At 59.1% G+C, this 17,938-nt stretch carries 11 protein-coding genes; 1 reads left to right on the top strand and 10 read right to left on the bottom strand.

All coding sequences use genetic code 11. The features are described from left to right. Positions 1-17 precede the first annotated feature (17 nt). The 10 genes from K0F85_RS15370 to puuE form a co-directional block, all read right to left on the bottom strand. Positions 18-1,085 carry a S1/P1 nuclease gene (locus K0F85_RS15370; RefSeq protein ID WP_219116871.1) on the bottom strand — a complete coding sequence of 356 codons (1,068 nt, stop codon included), beginning with the start codon at positions 1,083-1,085 and terminating at the stop codon, positions 18-20. An 8-nt stretch (positions 1,086-1,093) separates the two neighbouring features. Further along, positions 1,094-2,323: a phospholipase D-like domain-containing protein gene (locus K0F85_RS15365; RefSeq protein ID WP_219116870.1), complete on the bottom strand. Its 1,230-nt coding sequence runs from the start codon at positions 2,321-2,323 to the stop codon at positions 1,094-1,096. A gap of 18 nt (positions 2,324-2,341) precedes the next feature. Then, positions 2,342-4,051 carry a bifunctional UDP-sugar hydrolase/5'-nucleotidase gene (locus tag K0F85_RS15360; protein WP_257572806.1) on the bottom strand — a complete coding sequence of 570 codons (1,710 nt, stop codon included), beginning with the start codon at positions 4,049-4,051 and terminating at the stop codon, positions 2,342-2,344. A gap of 112 nt (positions 4,052-4,163) precedes the next feature. Further along, positions 4,164-7,562 carry a TonB-dependent receptor gene (locus K0F85_RS15355; RefSeq protein WP_219116869.1) on the bottom strand — a complete coding sequence of 1,133 codons (3,399 nt, stop codon included), beginning with the start codon at positions 7,560-7,562 and terminating at the stop codon, positions 4,164-4,166. A gap of 788 nt (positions 7,563-8,350) precedes the next feature. Next, positions 8,351-9,853, bottom strand: coding sequence for an adenosine deaminase (locus tag K0F85_RS15350; RefSeq protein WP_219116868.1), 1,503 nt, complete (start codon positions 9,851-9,853; stop codon positions 8,351-8,353). 43 nt (positions 9,854-9,896) lie between these two features. Beyond that, complete coding sequence (guaD, locus tag K0F85_RS15345; RefSeq protein ID WP_219116867.1) at positions 9,897-11,213, bottom strand: guanine deaminase; 1,317 nt, start codon at positions 11,211-11,213, stop codon at positions 9,897-9,899. 9 nt (positions 11,214-11,222) lie between these two features. Then, positions 11,223-12,302 (bottom strand): xanthine dehydrogenase accessory protein XdhC, encoded by a 1,080-nt coding sequence (gene xdhC / locus K0F85_RS15340; RefSeq protein ID WP_219116866.1) that lies wholly within the window; start codon positions 12,300-12,302, stop codon positions 11,223-11,225. A 9-nt stretch (positions 12,303-12,311) separates the two neighbouring features. Further along, positions 12,312-14,657, bottom strand: a complete 2,346-nt coding sequence (gene xdhB, locus K0F85_RS15335) for a xanthine dehydrogenase molybdopterin binding subunit (RefSeq protein ID WP_219116865.1) — start codon at positions 14,655-14,657, stop codon at positions 12,312-12,314. Positions 14,658-14,667: 10 nt separating this feature from the next. Then, positions 14,668-16,134 carry a xanthine dehydrogenase small subunit gene (gene xdhA / locus K0F85_RS15330; protein ID WP_219116864.1) on the bottom strand — a complete coding sequence of 489 codons (1,467 nt, stop codon included), beginning with the start codon at positions 16,132-16,134 and terminating at the stop codon, positions 14,668-14,670. A gap of 99 nt (positions 16,135-16,233) precedes the next feature. Further along, positions 16,234-17,187, bottom strand: a complete 954-nt coding sequence (gene puuE / locus K0F85_RS15325; protein ID WP_219116863.1) for an allantoinase PuuE — start codon at positions 17,185-17,187, stop codon at positions 16,234-16,236. Between the two features lie 121 nt (positions 17,188-17,308). Between puuE and uraH the strand changes: the two genes are divergently transcribed. After that, on the top strand, positions 17,309-17,662 hold the full coding sequence (uraH, locus tag K0F85_RS15320) for a hydroxyisourate hydrolase (protein ID WP_010395048.1): 354 nt from the start codon (positions 17,309-17,311) through the stop codon (positions 17,660-17,662). Positions 17,663-17,938 lie beyond the last annotated feature (276 nt).

Raw genomic sequence — 17,938 nt, 5'->3', positions numbered from 1 at the left:
GCTCTCGAATGACATTTTTATTGCGGCCAGATCGATTGCAACACGGCCGCCAGGTGATAGCCGCCCTCGATCAGTTGCTGCTTCGCCAGCGCCGAGCTGGGCACGGGATAATTGTCCGGCACCGTCAAGCTCCACACCTGATACACCTCGCCCTTGCGGCCGGTCTGCTGCGTGGCAGGACCGGCCACCACGTTCGTGAAAGCAATCTTTGATGCCGCCAGCGCGGCATCGGCCCACTGATACGGCCAGGTAGCGGGGTCGCCGGTATTGGCGCTCACTGCTGGCTGGCTGGCGATCACGGTCTTGGCGAACTGCTGCGGCGCGCGCGTGCTCAGGCGGCGCATGGCGTAATCGACCACGGTCGTATCCCAATACGCATGCAGGGGCTTGGTGGGCGACTTCGGATAGGCGGGAGCTTTTGTTGTCCCCTCTTCCGCCGGCAGCGGCGCAGGAATCACGGCGTCCGACAGCACCGTCATCTTCGCATCGTCGAGCAACAAGTCATTGCCGCCGCGTGCGTTGAAAATGGCGATGTCGTCGATCTGCGCCTGCGTGGCGGGCACGAAAAACTGGCCATCCTTGCCAAGAAACGCATTGCCCACATGCAGCGGCTGGTGGATATCGCCTACCAGGTGCGTGATCAAAATCAACGCTTCACGCTGGCTGAAGCCGTGCGGATTGCTGGACGCGTCCGCCTTGCCCTGCAACACCAGGATAGCCTGCTTGAGCGTCTGCACGATATCGTCGTCAGCCGTGCCCACGCCATGGTCGTGGTAGTGCGCATTCTGGAATGGCACATTCGTGTAATGGTATTCGCCATGCTTGGGGTTTGCCGCGACATACGTCAGCATTTCCGGTGATTGCGGGCCGCAATACGTACCCTTCACGCAGTCGGGCCAGTTGGCGATCTTTTCCAGGCTTTCGCCGGGCAGCAGCAATTGGCTGATGTGCGCCTGCGCCGCACTACCCTTGAGCAATTGATCAGCGATAGCACCCACGGCGCGGTGGCCATCATTGCCCCAGGCCAGGACATTGCCGGAGGCAAAAGCGGCGCCCAGCGCCAGCACGCAGAGTAATTTTTTCATGTTGAGCATTACTCCTTGCCTTGCGGCGTGGCCTTGGCCGGCTTTGGATAGTGCTTGTTGATATCGATAGGCTGCGCATACGCCGAGCTCCACGTCTGCTCATGCAGCGCGGCAATCCGCTGCGCCATGGCGTCGTTGCGCAGCACCACTTCCAGATTGCGCGACAAGTCAAAATAGCCGCCCGCCCAGTTGCTCGTGCCAACCCAGGCCAGCTTGCCGTCGATACTCATGGTCTTGCTGTGGATCACGCGCGCGAATGGGATGAAACCCGTCGAAGCGGCAGGAATCGTCACGATGCGGATTTCCACGTTCGGCACCAGGGCCAAACTCTTCAGGTAGGCGATGGCCGGCGCTTCCGTGTTCCAGCTTGATACCATCAGCTTGATTTTCACGCCACGCTGGGCGGCCGCACGCACCGCGTTGTCGATCACGGCGTAGTACGGACGCGTGCGGTTCGGCCCGTAGGACAGCGGCGCGTAATCGAGCAACTGGATGCGCACTTCGCTTTTCGCTTCCACCAGCAAGGCGGGCAAGCCCGTTTCCGAGTCGCCCACGCCGGGCGGGTTGTACGCATTCGGGCTGGCCAGCAAAAACGCGTTTTGTGCGTAATTGGCCGGCACCACCTTGCTATTAAGCACCGTGGCGCGGCCGCCTTGCGACGTCAACGCCTGCGCCTGCCAATCCTGTTCAAAAATCGCCTGCACCTGACTGACCATCGCCGGCTCCGTGATCTTCAAGCCCGTCTCGTGGATGTGCTCGAACGAGCGCCAGTCGAAATTCTGGCTGCCGATATACGCCACCTGGCCATCGACGGCCAGGTATTTCGCATGCACGATGCCGTTACCCGTGATTTTATTGAAGTCGATCAGGCGCAAATCCAGGTTCGGAATCGCCTTGATCTGCGCGATGGTCGCCGCTTCCGACAGGCCCACGCCCTTCTGATCCAGCAGGAAGCGGATCTTCACGCCGCGCTGGCCGGCTGCAGTCAGGCTGGCCAGCACCTTTTCAAACGCCGTGCCCGGTTTGCTGACAGCATAGAACTGGGCGATGACGATCTCTTTTTTTGCCGAATCAAACAGCTCGCTCCACACGGCGACGGGCTCACGCAGGTCGAGGTTGGTCAAGCTGGTTTCCACGGGCGAGGTGTGCACCAATTCAAAGCCGGGAATGGTGAAATCGGCGTGGGCGCTGCCCGCGAACAGGGTAGTGACGAGCAGGGAAACAAATATACGACGCATGGTTTTTCCTTGTAAAGATTATTTGACGCGCACGATGCGCCCGGCCGCCGTGGCGCTGCCAGCCGGCTTGCCGGCACGCGCACGGGCGATCAGGTAATCGCTGAAGGCGTCGATGTCGCGCACGCCCGTGTCGAGCCGGCGCGTGCCAGCCGCCAGCACGGTAAAGCGGTCGCCACCGCCGGCCAGGAAACTGTTGGCGGCGACTCTGTATTGTTGATTGTCTTCAATAGCCACGCCATTGAGCATGATGCTGCCTGGCAGCACGCGCTGGCCCTGGGGGCGGGTGCTGTCCCAGCGGTAGCTGAAACCTTCGGACACTTGCAACAGGTTGTTGTCTTCCGCTTCCGCACCCGGCCATTGCTGTTCGAGCAAGGTGCGAATTTGCGCGCCGGACAGGCTGACGACGATCAAAGTATTGCCGAACGGGACAACTGCCTGGTTCTGGCCCACGTTCGTCATCAGGTCGGCGCCTGCTTCCAGGTCCTTGCGGATGCCGCCATTATTCATCAGGCCGATTTGTGCGCCGGCAGCTCGCGCGCCGAACAGAGTGCTGTCGGCCACCAGGTCGCCCAGCGCAGAAGCGCCGCTGCCCTTGGTGCTGCGGCCAACCGTGGGCACGGCGATGGCGGCCACGGGACGCGACAATTCTGCCGCGCTGCGCTGCTTCACCGATTCCAGGTAAGCGGCAACGGCCGGGTCCGGCTCATACATGCCAGGCAACATGACGACGTTTTGCGCGCTGGCATCGACTACGGCATTCTTGACGGGATCGACCTTGAGCTTGATGCGCGTCAACATGTGTCCGCCCATCTGAGCTTGCGTCACCAGGCGGCCATCGACACGGCACAGATAACCCTGGTGCGAATGGCCGCTGATGACCAGTTGAATCGCCGGGTCGAGGCGTTTTACCACGTCGACCACTTCGCCCTTCAGGTGGCTGCAATCGGGCTGGTCGATGGCTTCTTTCGTCTCGCCGCCCTGGTGCAGCAGCACGACGAACACACCCACGCCCTGCGCGCGCAGCTGTGGCAAGGTGGCATTGATGGCATCCGCCTCATCGCCAAACTGCAGGCCGGCAATGCCGGCGGCCGTCACCACGGACGGCGTATCTTTCAGCACGGCACCGATCAAGCCCACCTTGACGCCATGCGCCTCTTCTATGCGGTAGGCCGGCAACAGGGACTTGCCCGTTTGCGCGTCGATCACATTGGCCGCCAGATAGGTGTAGTTGGCGCCCTTGAAGTCCGGCGCGAACTTGCACGCCTTGTCCGCGCGCGCGGACTCGCAACCGCCGCGCTGCTGGCGCAGCAATTCCGCCTTGCCCTGGTCAAATTCATGGTTGCCCACGGAACTGGCCTTCATGCCCAGCATATTCATGGCGACGATGCTCGGTTCATCGGCCCACAGCGCCGACATGGCGGGGCTGGCACCGACCAGGTCGCCATTGCCGACAAAAATCAGCTGCGCATCTTCGCGCCGCCACGCCGTCAGGGCGCCGGACAAGGTATCGATGCCGCCCGCCTGCACCGTCTTGCGCTCGGCATCGGTGGCACTCGTGTAGGTAAATTTGCTGCGTTCGAGGTTGCCGTGGAAGTCGTTCAGGGCGACCAGGTTCACTTCAATCGGGCCGCTACGCGCGGCCTGCGGCGCGGAAGCGAAATTGCTGCAGGCAGACAGGGACAGAATCAGCGCCGCGCAGGCGACCGGGGTGCGGAGGAAGTGAGCCATGGAATGATATTTGTCAAAAAGAGGAAAGAGTAAACCATCTGGTCTATAAAAAAAACGGCTGGTGTCGCCACCAGCCGTTTTTAGCTTGCCAAACTACGAGGCAACTACGAAATTAGAATTCGTATTTGACCGTTGCTTGCAGGCCCCATTGCGATTCGCCTTTTGCCTGGCGGGTTTCCGTACCTTCTACCGTCGAACGGGTGTTGTAGATGTAACGGCCCTGGGCATCGATACCGACGAAGTCAACGAAACTGCGCACTTGACCGCCTTGCGATTGGAAAGCGATTTCATTAATACGGCCCCATTTGCGATTGATCATGTTACCAACGTTCAACATGTCAAAGGTGATGATGCCTTTATTGCCTTTGAAGAAGCCTGGAATTTCCTGGCTAAAGCGCATGTCGATACTATTGGTCCATGGTGCAAAGCTCTTGTTGCGGCTCATAACTTTACCAGCGGAGCTACGCAAGTCGCCATTGCTGTTGACCACCTTCCAGAAAGCCGCTTCATTCGCTGCACGGGCAGCATCAGTGGCGCCAGCAAAGGCAACTTCGCCCGAGCCCGGTGCTTTTGGAATGTACATCAAGTCATTGCCAGCCAGGCCGTCACCATTCAAATCGTTATTGAAGGTCCAGCTATATGGCTTGCCGCTACGTCCTTCATAGAACAGACCGAAGCTCGTCTTGTACTCGCCGAAGAAACGCTTCTGCCAGCTGACGTTGGCAGTGAAGCGGTCCTTGACCATGTAATTCGAATTCGAAGCGACGTTTTCGTTCGGATTGAATACGGCTCGGCCACCCCAGTTCGAACTGGAAGTCGACGACGTCAGCGGCGACACTTCGGTCGCATCGCTATAGGTGTAGGACGTGCCCCAAGAAAGACCATTGCGCATCGGGCTGCGCAGCGACAGGGTCAGCAGATTGCCTTCACCCTTGTCGGTCTTGGTGGCCATCAATACCTGACCAAACTTCTCGTTACTGCCTGCCTTGGTGCGGGCGGTGCAGCCGGCCTTACCTGTCAAGCTACCCTTGGCCACATCCCAGCAATCAACATTGTATGCATTCGCTTCATAGTACAGGGGACGTCCATCGCTACCGGTTCGGGTTGGCGCGCCCAGATTCAGCTCTTGGTAATAAATTGCATTATTGGTCTTGGTGCGCAAGTATTCTGCACCAAAAACCAGCCCCATCCACGGCAATTCATGTTCGAACGCCAGATTAGCCTTCCAGACGGACGGCTGTGCCAAATCGGAGCTCAGCGCATCGACCTTCATGGCCGGCACCGTATCACCGACGTTGGTTGGTTGATTCAAGGGATCGATGCTGAAGAAACCGTCGTTGGTCGGGCAGGCTTTACCTGTTGAGCTGCAATTGAAGTTGCGCAGTACTACGCCCGTATTCTGGTAAGGGTTACCCAACCAGACAGCCATGGCAGCTCCCTGGAACAGGCCCGCGCCACCACGAATTTGCGTCGGGCGTGCCGTATCGAGCTTGTAATTGAAGCCAAAACGTGGCTGATACAGGTTTTCGCCATCGATGGTGTGCGTATTGTCGATACCAAAACCGCCCGTTTGACGACCCTTCACCATCGGACCAACCGGCAAGGCAGCAACGGTATTACGGATAGGTTTTTCGCCGATACGCGTGCCGTCGACACGCAAGCCAGCCATCAGGGTCAACTGCTTGTTGACATTCCAGCTATCTTGCACGAACAGGCCGATGTTTTTCAACGTAAAGCGAGCAATCGCATCTTCGATAGCAGCACCGGCCACTGGCGCCTGCAATGTATACGAGCTGGGACGACCGCGCTGGAAGTTTTCCAGTACCGCAGCTTGCATTTGAGCAGCTGTCGCCTTCGTGCAATCGAGGTTGCCGAACGAATAACTAACAGTACTCAGGCAGCCAAAGGTATAGTTACCATTGACGTTCTGCAGGAATGCGTTATATACCTTGGTCGTACTGTAATCGGTGCCGAACTTGACATCATGGTCGCCCAAGGCCCAGTTCGCGCCCACGTAGGCGTCTAGCGTCTTGTTGTTCAAGACGTTCTTTTGGCGGCTCAATTCCGTACCGAAGTTCAGGTAACGGCTGGCGGTGCTCAAGCCGGCAGGCGACCCATCCGGTGCCGCACCGGTAAATTGCAGGCCGATCGCAGGCAGGTAGGCATTGTTCTTCGGTACGCTGTCATATTTACGCGTCGATAATTTCACTTCTGTCGAGAAGTTTGGGGTCCACTCGGAAGTCCATTGAGCAACCAGAGTTTCCAGGCTCTTGTCCTGAGAATACCAGTAAGAGCTCAGCGAAAGTCCAGTCGGGGAGAAGCCCGGGAAAATCGGTTCAGACTGCTCAGTTTTCGAGTAGCGCAACATCATGCGCTGCGTATCGGTCATGTTCCAGTCCAGCTTCAACAGCTTTTCCGTGGCAGTGAATTCCGTGCCGCCAGGAACTGACGTCCCGTTCGGAATACCATACTTGTTCTGGCCGATGGCGATGGCGCTGTCAATGGCCGCTTGAGAAATAGTGACGTTCGTCAGCGGGCTGCCGATCGGGCCAAATGCTGGCGAACTGCGGCTGCTGCTCGATTTCTCGTAATTAGCGAACAGGAACAATTTATCTTCAATTAACGGGCCACCCATGGTGATGCCCTTGGTGGTATCTTTCGATTTTGGCGGTGCGTAATATTCGCCCGACGTATCGTTATAACGGTCGCCCGACATCTTGTCGTTACGGAAAACGTAGTAAACGCTACCCTTGACTTTGTTTGTACCGGACTTCGTAACGGCGTTGATGTTGGCGCCCGTGTAGCCTTTTTGGGTCACATCGTAGTTGGCAACGTTCACTTGCACCGACTGGATGGCCTCCACCGAAATCGGCTGCTTGCCGGTTGCGGTACCGCTCGCTTCCAAGCCGAACGTATCATTCACGGCCACGCCGTCGATGGTCATCGAGTTGTAGCGCGAGTTCTGGCCGGCGACGGAAATTTCGCCGCGCTCTTTGTCTGTTTGCGACAAGCGCGGATCGACGCGGGCATAATCTTGCAGGCTGCGCGAGATCGATGCCTGGGTAGCCAATTCCGTTGGACCGATATTGGTACCTGCACCCATATTGCTACGGTTAAATATCTGTGCGCGGGCACCCGTACCCGTTACGTTCACCGTTTGTATCTGCGCGCCCAGGGTGGCGTCCACGTTGGCCGTTTCAGCCAGTTGGACGTACACGCCTTCGCGTTTTTCAACTTCACCATTCTTGGTGATGGTGATGGTGTAAGGACCGCCTGCGCGCAAGCCACGGGCAACGTAGCGGCCTTCCGCATCGGTCGTCACATTGCTGACGGACCCCGATTCGGTGTGCACGATGGTAACAGTGGCGCCTGCTGCCGGCTTGCCGTCGGTGGCCGAGATGCGGCCGCCAATGGAAGACGTAGTGTTCTGTGCGAACGATGGTGCCGCCGCCAGTGCAATAGACAGGCTGAACGCGATTTGCGTTAGCCGAAGTCGCTTGTGATTGATCATCTTTAACCCCAGAAAAGACTATTATTTTTTGAAAATCCTGGATTGCCCACCGTCCGGCTGCGCCGCACAGCAACACAAACACAAGATCTCCTCTTTACGATGCTGCAACTGTTACGCCGGAGGGACTGGCTGAGGTCCTGACAAGACCATCACAAACGCCGCTCCACACTTTAAACCCTTACTATCCAGACAATAACGGCGGAAAAACTGCCTCCAATCCGTACGACCCAGGGCGCTAGCACCTGTGTCAGTCACCCGACATGCTTACCCGGCTAACATGGCAAGCCGCGAGTGTAATTGTTAAATATTTCAAGACTGTGACACGGCGGCAAAATACAGAAGAATGTCGTCATTTAACTGCGCCACTGTTTGTTTCACTCTGCATCTCACCTCTATTTACTGCAAATACCCATCTTCATACGATATCACCCATATGAATTGTGACTTTTTAATATCACCTTTATCCCACTATGCATCATCAAAAAATGGATGACAAATACGTTTTTTTTTACATATTTATATATTTAAAGTATAAATGACATGCGTAACTAGCTGGATTGATATCGTGCTGACAGCGTCCGGGCTTATGGCGCGAGATTATAAATGAGCAATATGTACTTGAAATTGATTCATCCAGGAAATAGGACAAAGTCGTGTATCTGTCGTTAATTGTGTCGCATGGCTGCCACAAATTAACTAAATGACATCACTAGAACTTGAGAAGAGAAATGGAAAACGGCCGGAAAATCCGGCCGTCCTGAGAGTATCAGTTGTGAACGTCGCGCAACTTACGGTTTACCATTCTTGCCTACCTTGTCTGCCGCAGCAATTTGCGCTTCAAAACGGGTGAAACGGGCATCGAGCGCTTTCAGCAAACGTTGCTTGTCGGCCTCAGCCAAAAAAGAATAACGCAGGCTGTTGTATGACAGCTTTTTGATTTCCGCATAATTAGTCTTGTACTGGCTGGCAAACAGCACGTATTCATTCGACAGGGTATTGCGCGAGACGCCTGCGTCATCGGTGGAAATGACGAATGGCACGCCATACTTGCGGTACAGGGTAATCGGATGGGCCTGGCCCTTGATGCCGAGAATATAGTCGTTGCTGGTCAGGTTTACTTCCACGGGTATGCCCCGTTCGCGCATCTTTTGCATGGTCGCCAGCGCATTGTGCTCGTACGCGATATCCATGCCGTGGCCGATACGGTCCGCACCAGCCACATCGACGGCTTCGGCGATGTGGAAAGCCATGCCTTCCGGCGGCACCATGCCCAGCGCCAGCTCACCGGCATGCAGGGCGATCTTGACGTTCGGATATTTGGCCTTGAGGAACTTGAACATTTCCATGTGCAGGCTGTAGTCGCGCATGGAAATGTTCACGCTTTCCTGGCCGACAATGTTCACGCCCACCAGCAGCGGATTCAGGCTGGCGGCCTTGAACGCGGCAAGCATGGACGAAAACACTTGCGATGGCGACAGGAAACGCAACACATACGCCTGGTAACGCATGGTGAAGTTCACATCATCGATGCCGGCGCTGCTGCTGTTCACATTGTCGTTATAGGCCGTGATGCTTTTCTGGAAGCTGGCGTCCCGCTCCAGGCTGCCTGTCCAGTTGGCCAGCACGGCTTGCAAGGCCGCCGGCTGCAAGCCCGGCGCCAGCACTTGCTGGTCGAACTGCGCGTTCTGTACGAATGGCGACAGCTCGAAAATCGTCTCGATGTAGCTGAGGTTTTCCGCGATGGCGCGCTGCTTCAGGGTTTTCAAGCCATCGGCCGTGTTGCTCGATGCGACGGGGCCGAAGTAGCCAAACGTATCAAAGAAGGTACGGTCCGGCGGCGTCTGGATGGCGCTGTGGTTGTAGAAATCTTTGGTCGACCAGCGCTGCAGCAATTGCGCATACAGGCCCGCATCGGCAAACACTTCCGTAGACGACAGGCAGCCACGCTGCGCGGCCGGCTTGGCGCGCTCGGCCGCCAAGACGTCCTTGTTGCTTTCGATGCGGTAAGTCGTCTTGTTGACGCAATAGTTTTCCTTGTCGACCCAGTCGAGGAATTGCTCCGCGTAAATGGCACCCGAGTAGTGGTGATGCAGGTCGCCGCCCTTGGGCATCATGGAAAAGAACAGGCTCAACTCGGCTGTCTTGGGCTGCGTGCCCGATACCAACGCGGCAAAATGGCGCGCGGTGGCCGCTTCATTGGAAGACGGATGGGCCACTGCCTTGGCAGCATGCGCCGTTCCGGTCAGTGTCAGCGCGGCGGCAAGCGCCAGGCCAGTGAGTTTTTTGTGCATTCGCGTTCTCGCTCAGGGTAATTCGTATGAAACAACGGGTAGGTCAACCCTGCCCCCGCATATGCACGCATTGCCCGCCCGAATAGGTGGCGGCCACGGCACGGTCGTCGCCCAGCAGCGCAAAGGCAAACAGCAATTCCTCCAGGCTTTGACAGCCGGCCGTGCGGCGCGAGAGCAGCGGCGTCGATTGCTTGTCCAGCACGATGAAGTCCGCTTCCGTGCCGGCCGTGAAATTGCCCAGGACGCCTTCCAGTTGCATGGCCCGCGCGGCGCCAAGGGTCGCCAGGTAAAACATGCGCAAGGCGGGCAGGTAGCTGCCTTTCAAGCGTGCTACTTTATAGGCTTCGTTCATGGTTTGCAACATCGAGAACGAGGTGCCGCCGCCCACGTCCGTCGCCAGCGACAGCAGCACGTGCGCCGCATCGGCCCGCTCGAAATCGAACAGGCCGCTGCCGAGGAACAGGTTGGAGGTGGGACAAATGGCGGCCGCCGAAGACGTTTCGGCCATGCGCGCGCGGTCGCGCTCATCGAGCCAGATGCAGTGGCCAAACATGGCGCGCGGGCGCAGCATGCCGTACTGGTCATACACATCGAGGTAGCTGCGCGCCTGCGGGTGCAGTTCGCGCACCCAGCGGCACTCATCCTCGTTTTCCGACACATGCGTCTGCAGATAGGTATCGGGATAGGCGCGCGCCAGTTCGCCCGCCAGGTGCATCTGCTCATTCGTCGAGGTGGGCACGAAACGGGGCGTGATCGCATACAGCGAGCGGCCATGCTTGTGCCAGCGCCGGATCAGCTCCTCGCTTTCGCGCGCGCCCGACTCAGCCGTGTCGCGCAGGAATTCGGGGCAGTTGCGGTCCATCATGACCTTGCCCGCCACCATACGCAAACCGCGCGCCTCGCTGGCGCCAAAGAAGGCGTCGACCGATTGCGGATGCACGCTGCCATACACCATGGCTGTGGTGGTGCCGCAGCGCAGCAGTTCATCGAGGAAGAACTCGGCCACATTGCGCGCGTGCACGGGGTCTTCAAACGCGCGCTCGGTGGGGAAGGTATACGTTTCCAGCCACGGCAGCAAGCCGGGGGCGGGCGAGGCGATCATTTCCGTTTGCGGGAAATGCAGATGCGTGTCGATAAAACCGGGCACGATCAGCTTGCCCCGGTAATCGGCGATCTGCGTGCCAGGCGGCAAAGTCGCCTGTAGTTGCGCATAATCGCCGGCCGCCACGATTTTCCCATCGGCCACGATCAGCAAACCATCGGCATGCCAGGCGTGCGCTTCCTCACTGAAGGCGGGATCGGCGTGGAAGTGCAGCAAGCTGGCACGGTAAGCTTGCAATGTGGCAGGAACAATCGGCATGACTTCTTTCTATAAGGGATGAATGGCGGCGCGTGTTCGGCACCGCGGTGGCGCGCTGGCCGAAGCCAGGCGCAGCGGCGCGGCCAGGGCGGCAGCGGCCGCTTCCTCCCACACCATGAGTAATTGACAGACAACGGAGGCGGCGATCACGGCCGGTGCCTTGTTGCGGATGCCGGGCATGCCAATAGGACAGACCATGGCAGCAATGCGCTCATCCGGCACGCCGCGCGCCTGCAGGCGGTGCTCGAACTGCTTGCGTTTCGTGTGCGAACCGATCAGCCCGAACCAGCCCGCATCCTCGCGCTCCATGATGGCTTGCGTCAAGCGCTGATCGAGCGCATGGCTATGCGTCATGACGAGAAAACTGCCGCCCGGCGGCGCCATGGCAACAAATTCTTCGGGCGTATCGGTGGCGGCGATGCGCACATTATCGGGCAACCCCGCCGGCAGCGCCGCAGAAAACATGTCTTCGCGTTCATCGACCCAGGTGATATTGCAGGGCAAGTGAGCCAGCGCGCGCACGATGGCGGCGCCCACGTGGCCGGCACCAAACAGGGTCAGGTGCGCGCGTGGCGCCAGGCAGGGGTCAACCAGCCAGCGCTGCCCCTTGCCATCCTGCGCCACGTGCGTTCCCCGCTCGCGCGAAAACGTGCCGGGTGCCTGGGCTGGCGTGCCGGCGATCAAGCAACCGCCGACATCGAACAGGGCCGACGCGGCGTCGCCATCGAGCGCCGTGACTTTCCAACTGTCGTGCTGGCGGCGTTCGCGCAAGGCTAGCAGCAACTCTTTCAGGCTGGCATCGACATACTCGAACGCCAGGTGGACGACGCCACCGCAGCATTGGCCAAGGCTGGGACCGAGCGCAAAACGCTCGAGCCGCGCATGCGTGTCGCCCGTGGCCAGCATGGTCTTGGCGATTTCCACGGCGCGCAATTCCAGGTGGCCGCCACCGATGGTATCAACTTGGCCATCGAGGGTGACACGCATCTTCGCGCCCGCCTCGCGCGGCCCGGAACCTTCCACCACGGCGACCGTCACCAGCACGGATGCCCGCGTGTCATTGCCCATCGCTGTCAGCCAGTCAGCCATCCTCCGCTCCTAAGCGGCCACGCCGGCTGCTTGCACTGCCATCACCGCCTTGAGGATTTCCTCGCTGGTGGCGGGCGCATTCAGCGGTGGCTGCACGGCGTGATTTCCCACGCTGGAAATGGCGTCGCGGATGGCAAAGAACACGGAAAACGGCAATAGCAACGGTGGCTCGCCCACGGCTTTGGAACGGTGGATGCTGTCTTCCACGTTGCGGTTCTGGAACAGCTGGACGCGAAAATCTTCCGGGCAATCGGAAATGCCGGGAATCTTGTAGGTCGATGGCGCGTGCGTCATCAGCTTGCCCGCCGCATTCCACCACAACTGCTCCGTCGTCAGCCAGCCCATGCCCTGAATAAACGCGCCTTCAACCTGACCCAGATCAATCGCAGGATTGAGCGACTGGCCCGCGTCATACAAGGCGTCGGCACGCAGCAGTTTCCACTCCCCCGTCAAGGTATCGATCACCACTTCGGCCACGGCCGCGCCATATGCATAGTAGGAAAACGGATGGCCCGTCATCGTTTTCGCATCCCATGACAGGCCCGGCGTGGCATAAAAACCGTCCGACCACAGTTGCACCCTGGCCAGATAAGCCTTCTGTACCAGCTCGGCAAACGGCATGACGTGGCCATTGACGTGGATATGATTGTCGAAGAAGCGCACGGACGCCGCCTCGCCGCCATACAGTTTGACCGCGTATTCGGCCAGGCGTTCACGGATCTGGCGCGCCGCGTCCTGCGCCGCCTTCCCGTTCAGGTCGGCGCCGGTGGACGCCGCCGTGGCCGACGTGTTCGCCACCTTGCTGGTATCGGTGGCCGTGGCACGCACTTTGTCCAGGTCCAGCCCCAGTTCGTGCGCCACCACCTGCATCACCTTGGTATTGATGCCCTGCCCCATTTCCGTGCCGCCATGGTTGACCAGCACGGAGCCATCGACATACACATGCACAAGGGCACCAGCCTGGTTCAGATGCGTGACGTTGAAGGCGATGCCGAATTTCAGCGGCGTGAATGCCAGACCCTTTTTCAAAATGGGGCTGGCCTCGTTAAAGGCATCGATGGCGCGGCGACGCGCCCGGTAATCGCTGCTGTCTTCGAGTTCGGCAACCAGTTCATGGATCACGTTGTCGACGATTTTCTGGCCATACGGCGTGACATTGCGCCCTTCCGCATCATTGCGGCCATAAAAATTGAGCAGGCGGATATCGAGCGCATCGCGTTGTAGATGGCGGGCGATTTCATCGATCACGTACTCGATGGCAATGGCGCCCTGCGGCCCGCCAAAGCCCCGAAAAGCCGTGTTCGACTGCGTATTCGTCTTGCCGCAGGCGGCGCGGATATCCACGTCGGACAAATAATAGGTGTTATCGAAGTGGCAGACGGCGCGCGTGGCGACGGGGCCGGACAAGTCGGCCGAATAGCCGGCGCGCGTGGTCATGTCGACCTTGGCGGCAAGGATACGCCCGTCGTCGTCGTAGCCCACTTCGTACTCATAGTAAAAACAGTGGCGCTTGCCGGTCACCAGCATATCGTCGTCGCGGTCGGCGCGCAATTTGACGGGACGCTTCAGCTTGGCCGCCGCAATCGATGCCGCCGCCGCCCACAGGGCAGATTGCGACTCCTTGCCGCCGAAACCACCGCCCATGCGCCGGCATTCGACGGTGATGTTATGCGAATGCACGCCCAGCGCATGCGCCACCACGTGTTGCATCTCGCTAGGATGCTGGGTCGAACACAGCACCAGCATGCCCTGCGCCTCCTTCGGGATGGCGTAGGAAATCTGTCCTTCCAGGTAAAACTGTTCCTGGCCGCCCACATACAGCTGCCCCTTGACCACATGCGGCGCCTTCTCGAACGCGGCCTGGTAGTTGCCACGCGTCAATTGCATCGGCGGCAGCACGTATGATTGCGCGGCCTTGGCCGCTTGCGGTGTCATGATCGCGGGCAGCTCGTCATAGCCGACTTGCGCCAGGCGGGCGGCACGGCGCGCATGGTCGTGCGTATCGGCCACCACGATAAAGATGGGCTGGCCCACGTATTGCACCAGTTCCGCAGCCAGGATGGGGTCGTCATGGATGATCGGACCGCAATCATTGGTGCCAGGAATGTCCTGCGCCGTGTAGACGGCGACGACACCCTTGGCACTGCGCACGGCCGACAAATCCATGGCCGTGATGCGCGCATGCGGCTTTTGCGACAGGCCCAACGCCGCGTGCAAGGTGCCTTGCAGTTCGGCGATATCATCGGTGTAGGTGGCTTGCCCCAGCACATGCAATTGCGCCGATTCATGGGGGCTGGGCTTGCCCACGGCGGCCCAGGTGGCCGCTTGCAATTCGGGCGTGACAGGATGGTTCATGCTGGTCCTTTCAAGCGCGGCAAGCGTAGGCGTTGACGGCGGTGGGCAGTAAAGGCGCACCGGGGCGTGTTTCCAGCCAGAAGCGGCGCAACAGGTTCTGCGCCGTCGTCATGCGGTAGGTATTCGACGCACGCATGTCGGACAGGGGCGCGTAATCGTCGGCCAGCAAGCGCATGGCGATGAGCAGGTTCTCTTCCGTCCACGCCTGCCCCTGCAAAAACGCTTCCGTTTGCGCCGCGCGCTGCGGCGTGGCCGCCATGCCGCCAAAGGCAATGCGCGCTTCGGCGATCACAGCGCCATCCATGCGGAAGGAAAATGCGGCGCACACGGCCGAGATATCCTGGTCGTAGCGCTTCGCCAGTTTGTAGGTACGGAATAGCACGTCGGCACGCGGCAAGGGCACGCGCACGGCTTCGACGAATTCGCCTGCTTGCAAATCTTTCTTTTGATAGCCTAGATAAAAGTCTTCCAGCGGCATGCTGCGGCGGCCGCCTGTGCCGCGCAGCACGATATCACTGCCCAGCGCGATCAGCCATGGCATTGAGTCGCCGATGGGCGAACCATTGGCCACATTGCCGCCCAGGGTAGCCGCGTTGCGGATCGGCAAGGAAGCAAAGCGCTGCCACAGTTCCGACAATTCCTGCGGATAATGCCCGCACAGCGCCGCGTAGGCGTCGTTCAGGCTGGCGCCAGCGCCGATGTGCAGCTTGTCGTCAGCGATGGCGATGGTTTTCAGCGCGGCCACGTTGCCGAGATAAATGATGTCGCCCAGCTCGCGCAATTGCTTGGTCACCCACAAACCCACATCGGTAGAGCCGGCCAGCAGACACGCTTGCGGCTTTGCCGCGCGCAGCGCCACCAGTTCATCAATGCTGCGTGGCGCGTGGAAGTGCTGGCCGCCGTGTTCATAGGTGGTCACGCTAGCACGCTGCAGCGCGTGCAATTGCTGCGCCAGGGCAACACGGTCGAATGTCACATGCGGCAGTTCCCCCATGCGCCTGGCCGCATCGATGATGGGCCGGTAGCCGGTGCAGCGGCACAGATTGCCCGAGAGCGTATCGTCGATTTCGCAGCGCGTTGGCTGCTCGCCGTTTTTCTCCAGATACATGCCCCACAAGGACATGACAAAGCCGGGCGTGCAAAAGCCGCACTGGGAACCGTGGCACTCGACCATCGCCTGCTGCACCGGGTGCAGGGCGCCGTCGGGCTGTTGCAAGTCTTCTACGGAAAACAGGGCCTTGCCATCGAGGGTAGGCGTGAGCTGGATGCAGGCGTTGACGGCTTTCATCTCGACCTGGCCATCGACCAGGCTGCCGATGACGACGGTGCAGGCGCCGCAATCTCCCTCGGCGCAGCCTTCCTTGGTGCCCGTGCAATGCAAATCCTCGCGCAAGTGCTGCAACACAGTCTGCGTAGGGGCGGCGTTGCGTACTTCCTGTACGGCACCACGGTAGTAAAAGCGGATCGGTTCTGACATGCTGGCCTCGGTATAGTCCCAGTATAGGAGATTAACACCGGCATATGCGACAACTATATGCAAAGACTGATTTTACTTATCACCCAATATCAATATCCATCAGGCAGCATAGGGATGCGTCGCATGCCAGTGTTCGGCGATATCGATGCGGCGCGTGATCCACACTTGCTCATGGCCCTGCACATAGTCGAGGAAGCGCGCCAGTGCTGCGGCCCGTCCCGGACGCCCCACCAGGCGGCAATGCAAACCCACCGACAACATCTTCGGCTGGTTCAAGCCGTTCGGGTCGCCTTCCGCGTACAAGACATCGAAAGCATCCTTCAGATAATCGAAAAACTGCGTGCCCGAATTAAAGCCCTGCATGGCAGCAAAACGCATGTCGTTCGTATCCAGGGTGTAGGGCACGATCAGCTGCGGTTGCACGGCGGGCTGTCCGGCAGCATCCGTGTACGCCACCTTTTCCCAGAATGGCAAGTCATCACCGTAATAATCGGCGTCGTAGCGAAAACCGCCATGTTCGACCACCAGTTTGCGCGTATTGGGCGAATCGCGCCCCGTGTACCAGCCTTGCGGAGCGGAACCCGTCATTTCGCGGATGATCTGCACGGCTACACGCATGTGTTCGCGCTCCGTCGCTTCATCCATGTTTTGATAGGAAATCCAGCGCAAGCCATGACAGGCGATTTCATGCCCCAGTTGCTGGAAGGCGGCCACCGCTTCCGGATTGCGCTTCAAGGCCATCGAGACGCCAAAGACCGTCAACGGCAGGCGCCGTTCCTCGAACATGCGCAGCAAGCGCCACAGCCCGGCGCGCGAACCGTATTCGTAAATCGACTCCATGCTCAGGTGACGCGCAGGAAAAGCGGCCGCACCAATCATTTCCGATAAAAACGTTTCCGAGGCGGGATCGCCATGCAACACGTTATTTTCCGCCCCTTCCTCGTAATTGAGGACGAATTGCAGGGCGATACGGGCCTTGCCCGGCCATTGCGGATGGGGTGGCGTCCGGCCGTAGCCGATCAAGTCGCGTGGATAATGTTCGTAATTGTTCATGCGGAGGCGCGCCTATAGGAGGACAATGTTGGCTATATGCCCAATCATATAGCCGGGCGCAGTCGCCGGTATATGATTTGCACGATAAGCACCTTCACTCACCTTATATACAGGATAGCAAATGGGAAAACTTAGCACGCATGTACTCGATATCGCCCACGGCAGGCCGGGGGCGGGCGTCAAGGTAGCCCTGTTTTCAGTCGCGCCAGAAGGCAAAGTGTTATTGAAGATGGATATGACGAATAGCGACGGCCGCTGCAGCACGCCATTGCTGGAAGGCGACAGCATGAAAGCGGGTCAATATGAACTGGTGTTCAACGCAGGCGACTACTTCGCCGCCCAAGGCCTCGATCTGCCTACGCCACGCTTCATCGACCTGGTCACCCTCGCTTTCGGCATTGCGCATACGGATGAAAACTACCATGTGCCGCTAGTGGTATCGCCGTGGTCGTATTCGACTTATCGAGGGAGTTAAACGACGTTAGGTGACAACGGCAGCGCGTAGCGCTACTTTTTTCGCCTTTTGCATGGGCAGCTGATGAAGAGCCGGGGTCAGTCACTTCGTGATCGGGATGTGCCCCACTGGGGCGCATCCCCCCGCCTCGCACGTTGGCGATGACCTTTGCGTTGGCGGTATTGAGGGTCTGACCCCAGCACTTTGTGCTTGGGGTGCAAGCATGCGAAAGCGCCAGACGAAAAAAAACCCCCTCCCGGCAGCAAGATGACATCATGGCATCTTGGCACTGGAGGG

Source organism: Janthinobacterium sp. UMAB-56 (assembly GCF_900095265.1).
GTDB lineage: Bacteria > Pseudomonadota > Gammaproteobacteria > Burkholderiales > Burkholderiaceae_D > Janthinobacterium.
Note: the sequence above shows the minus strand (reverse complement) of the source record. Positions and strands in the feature narration are given on the sequence as shown.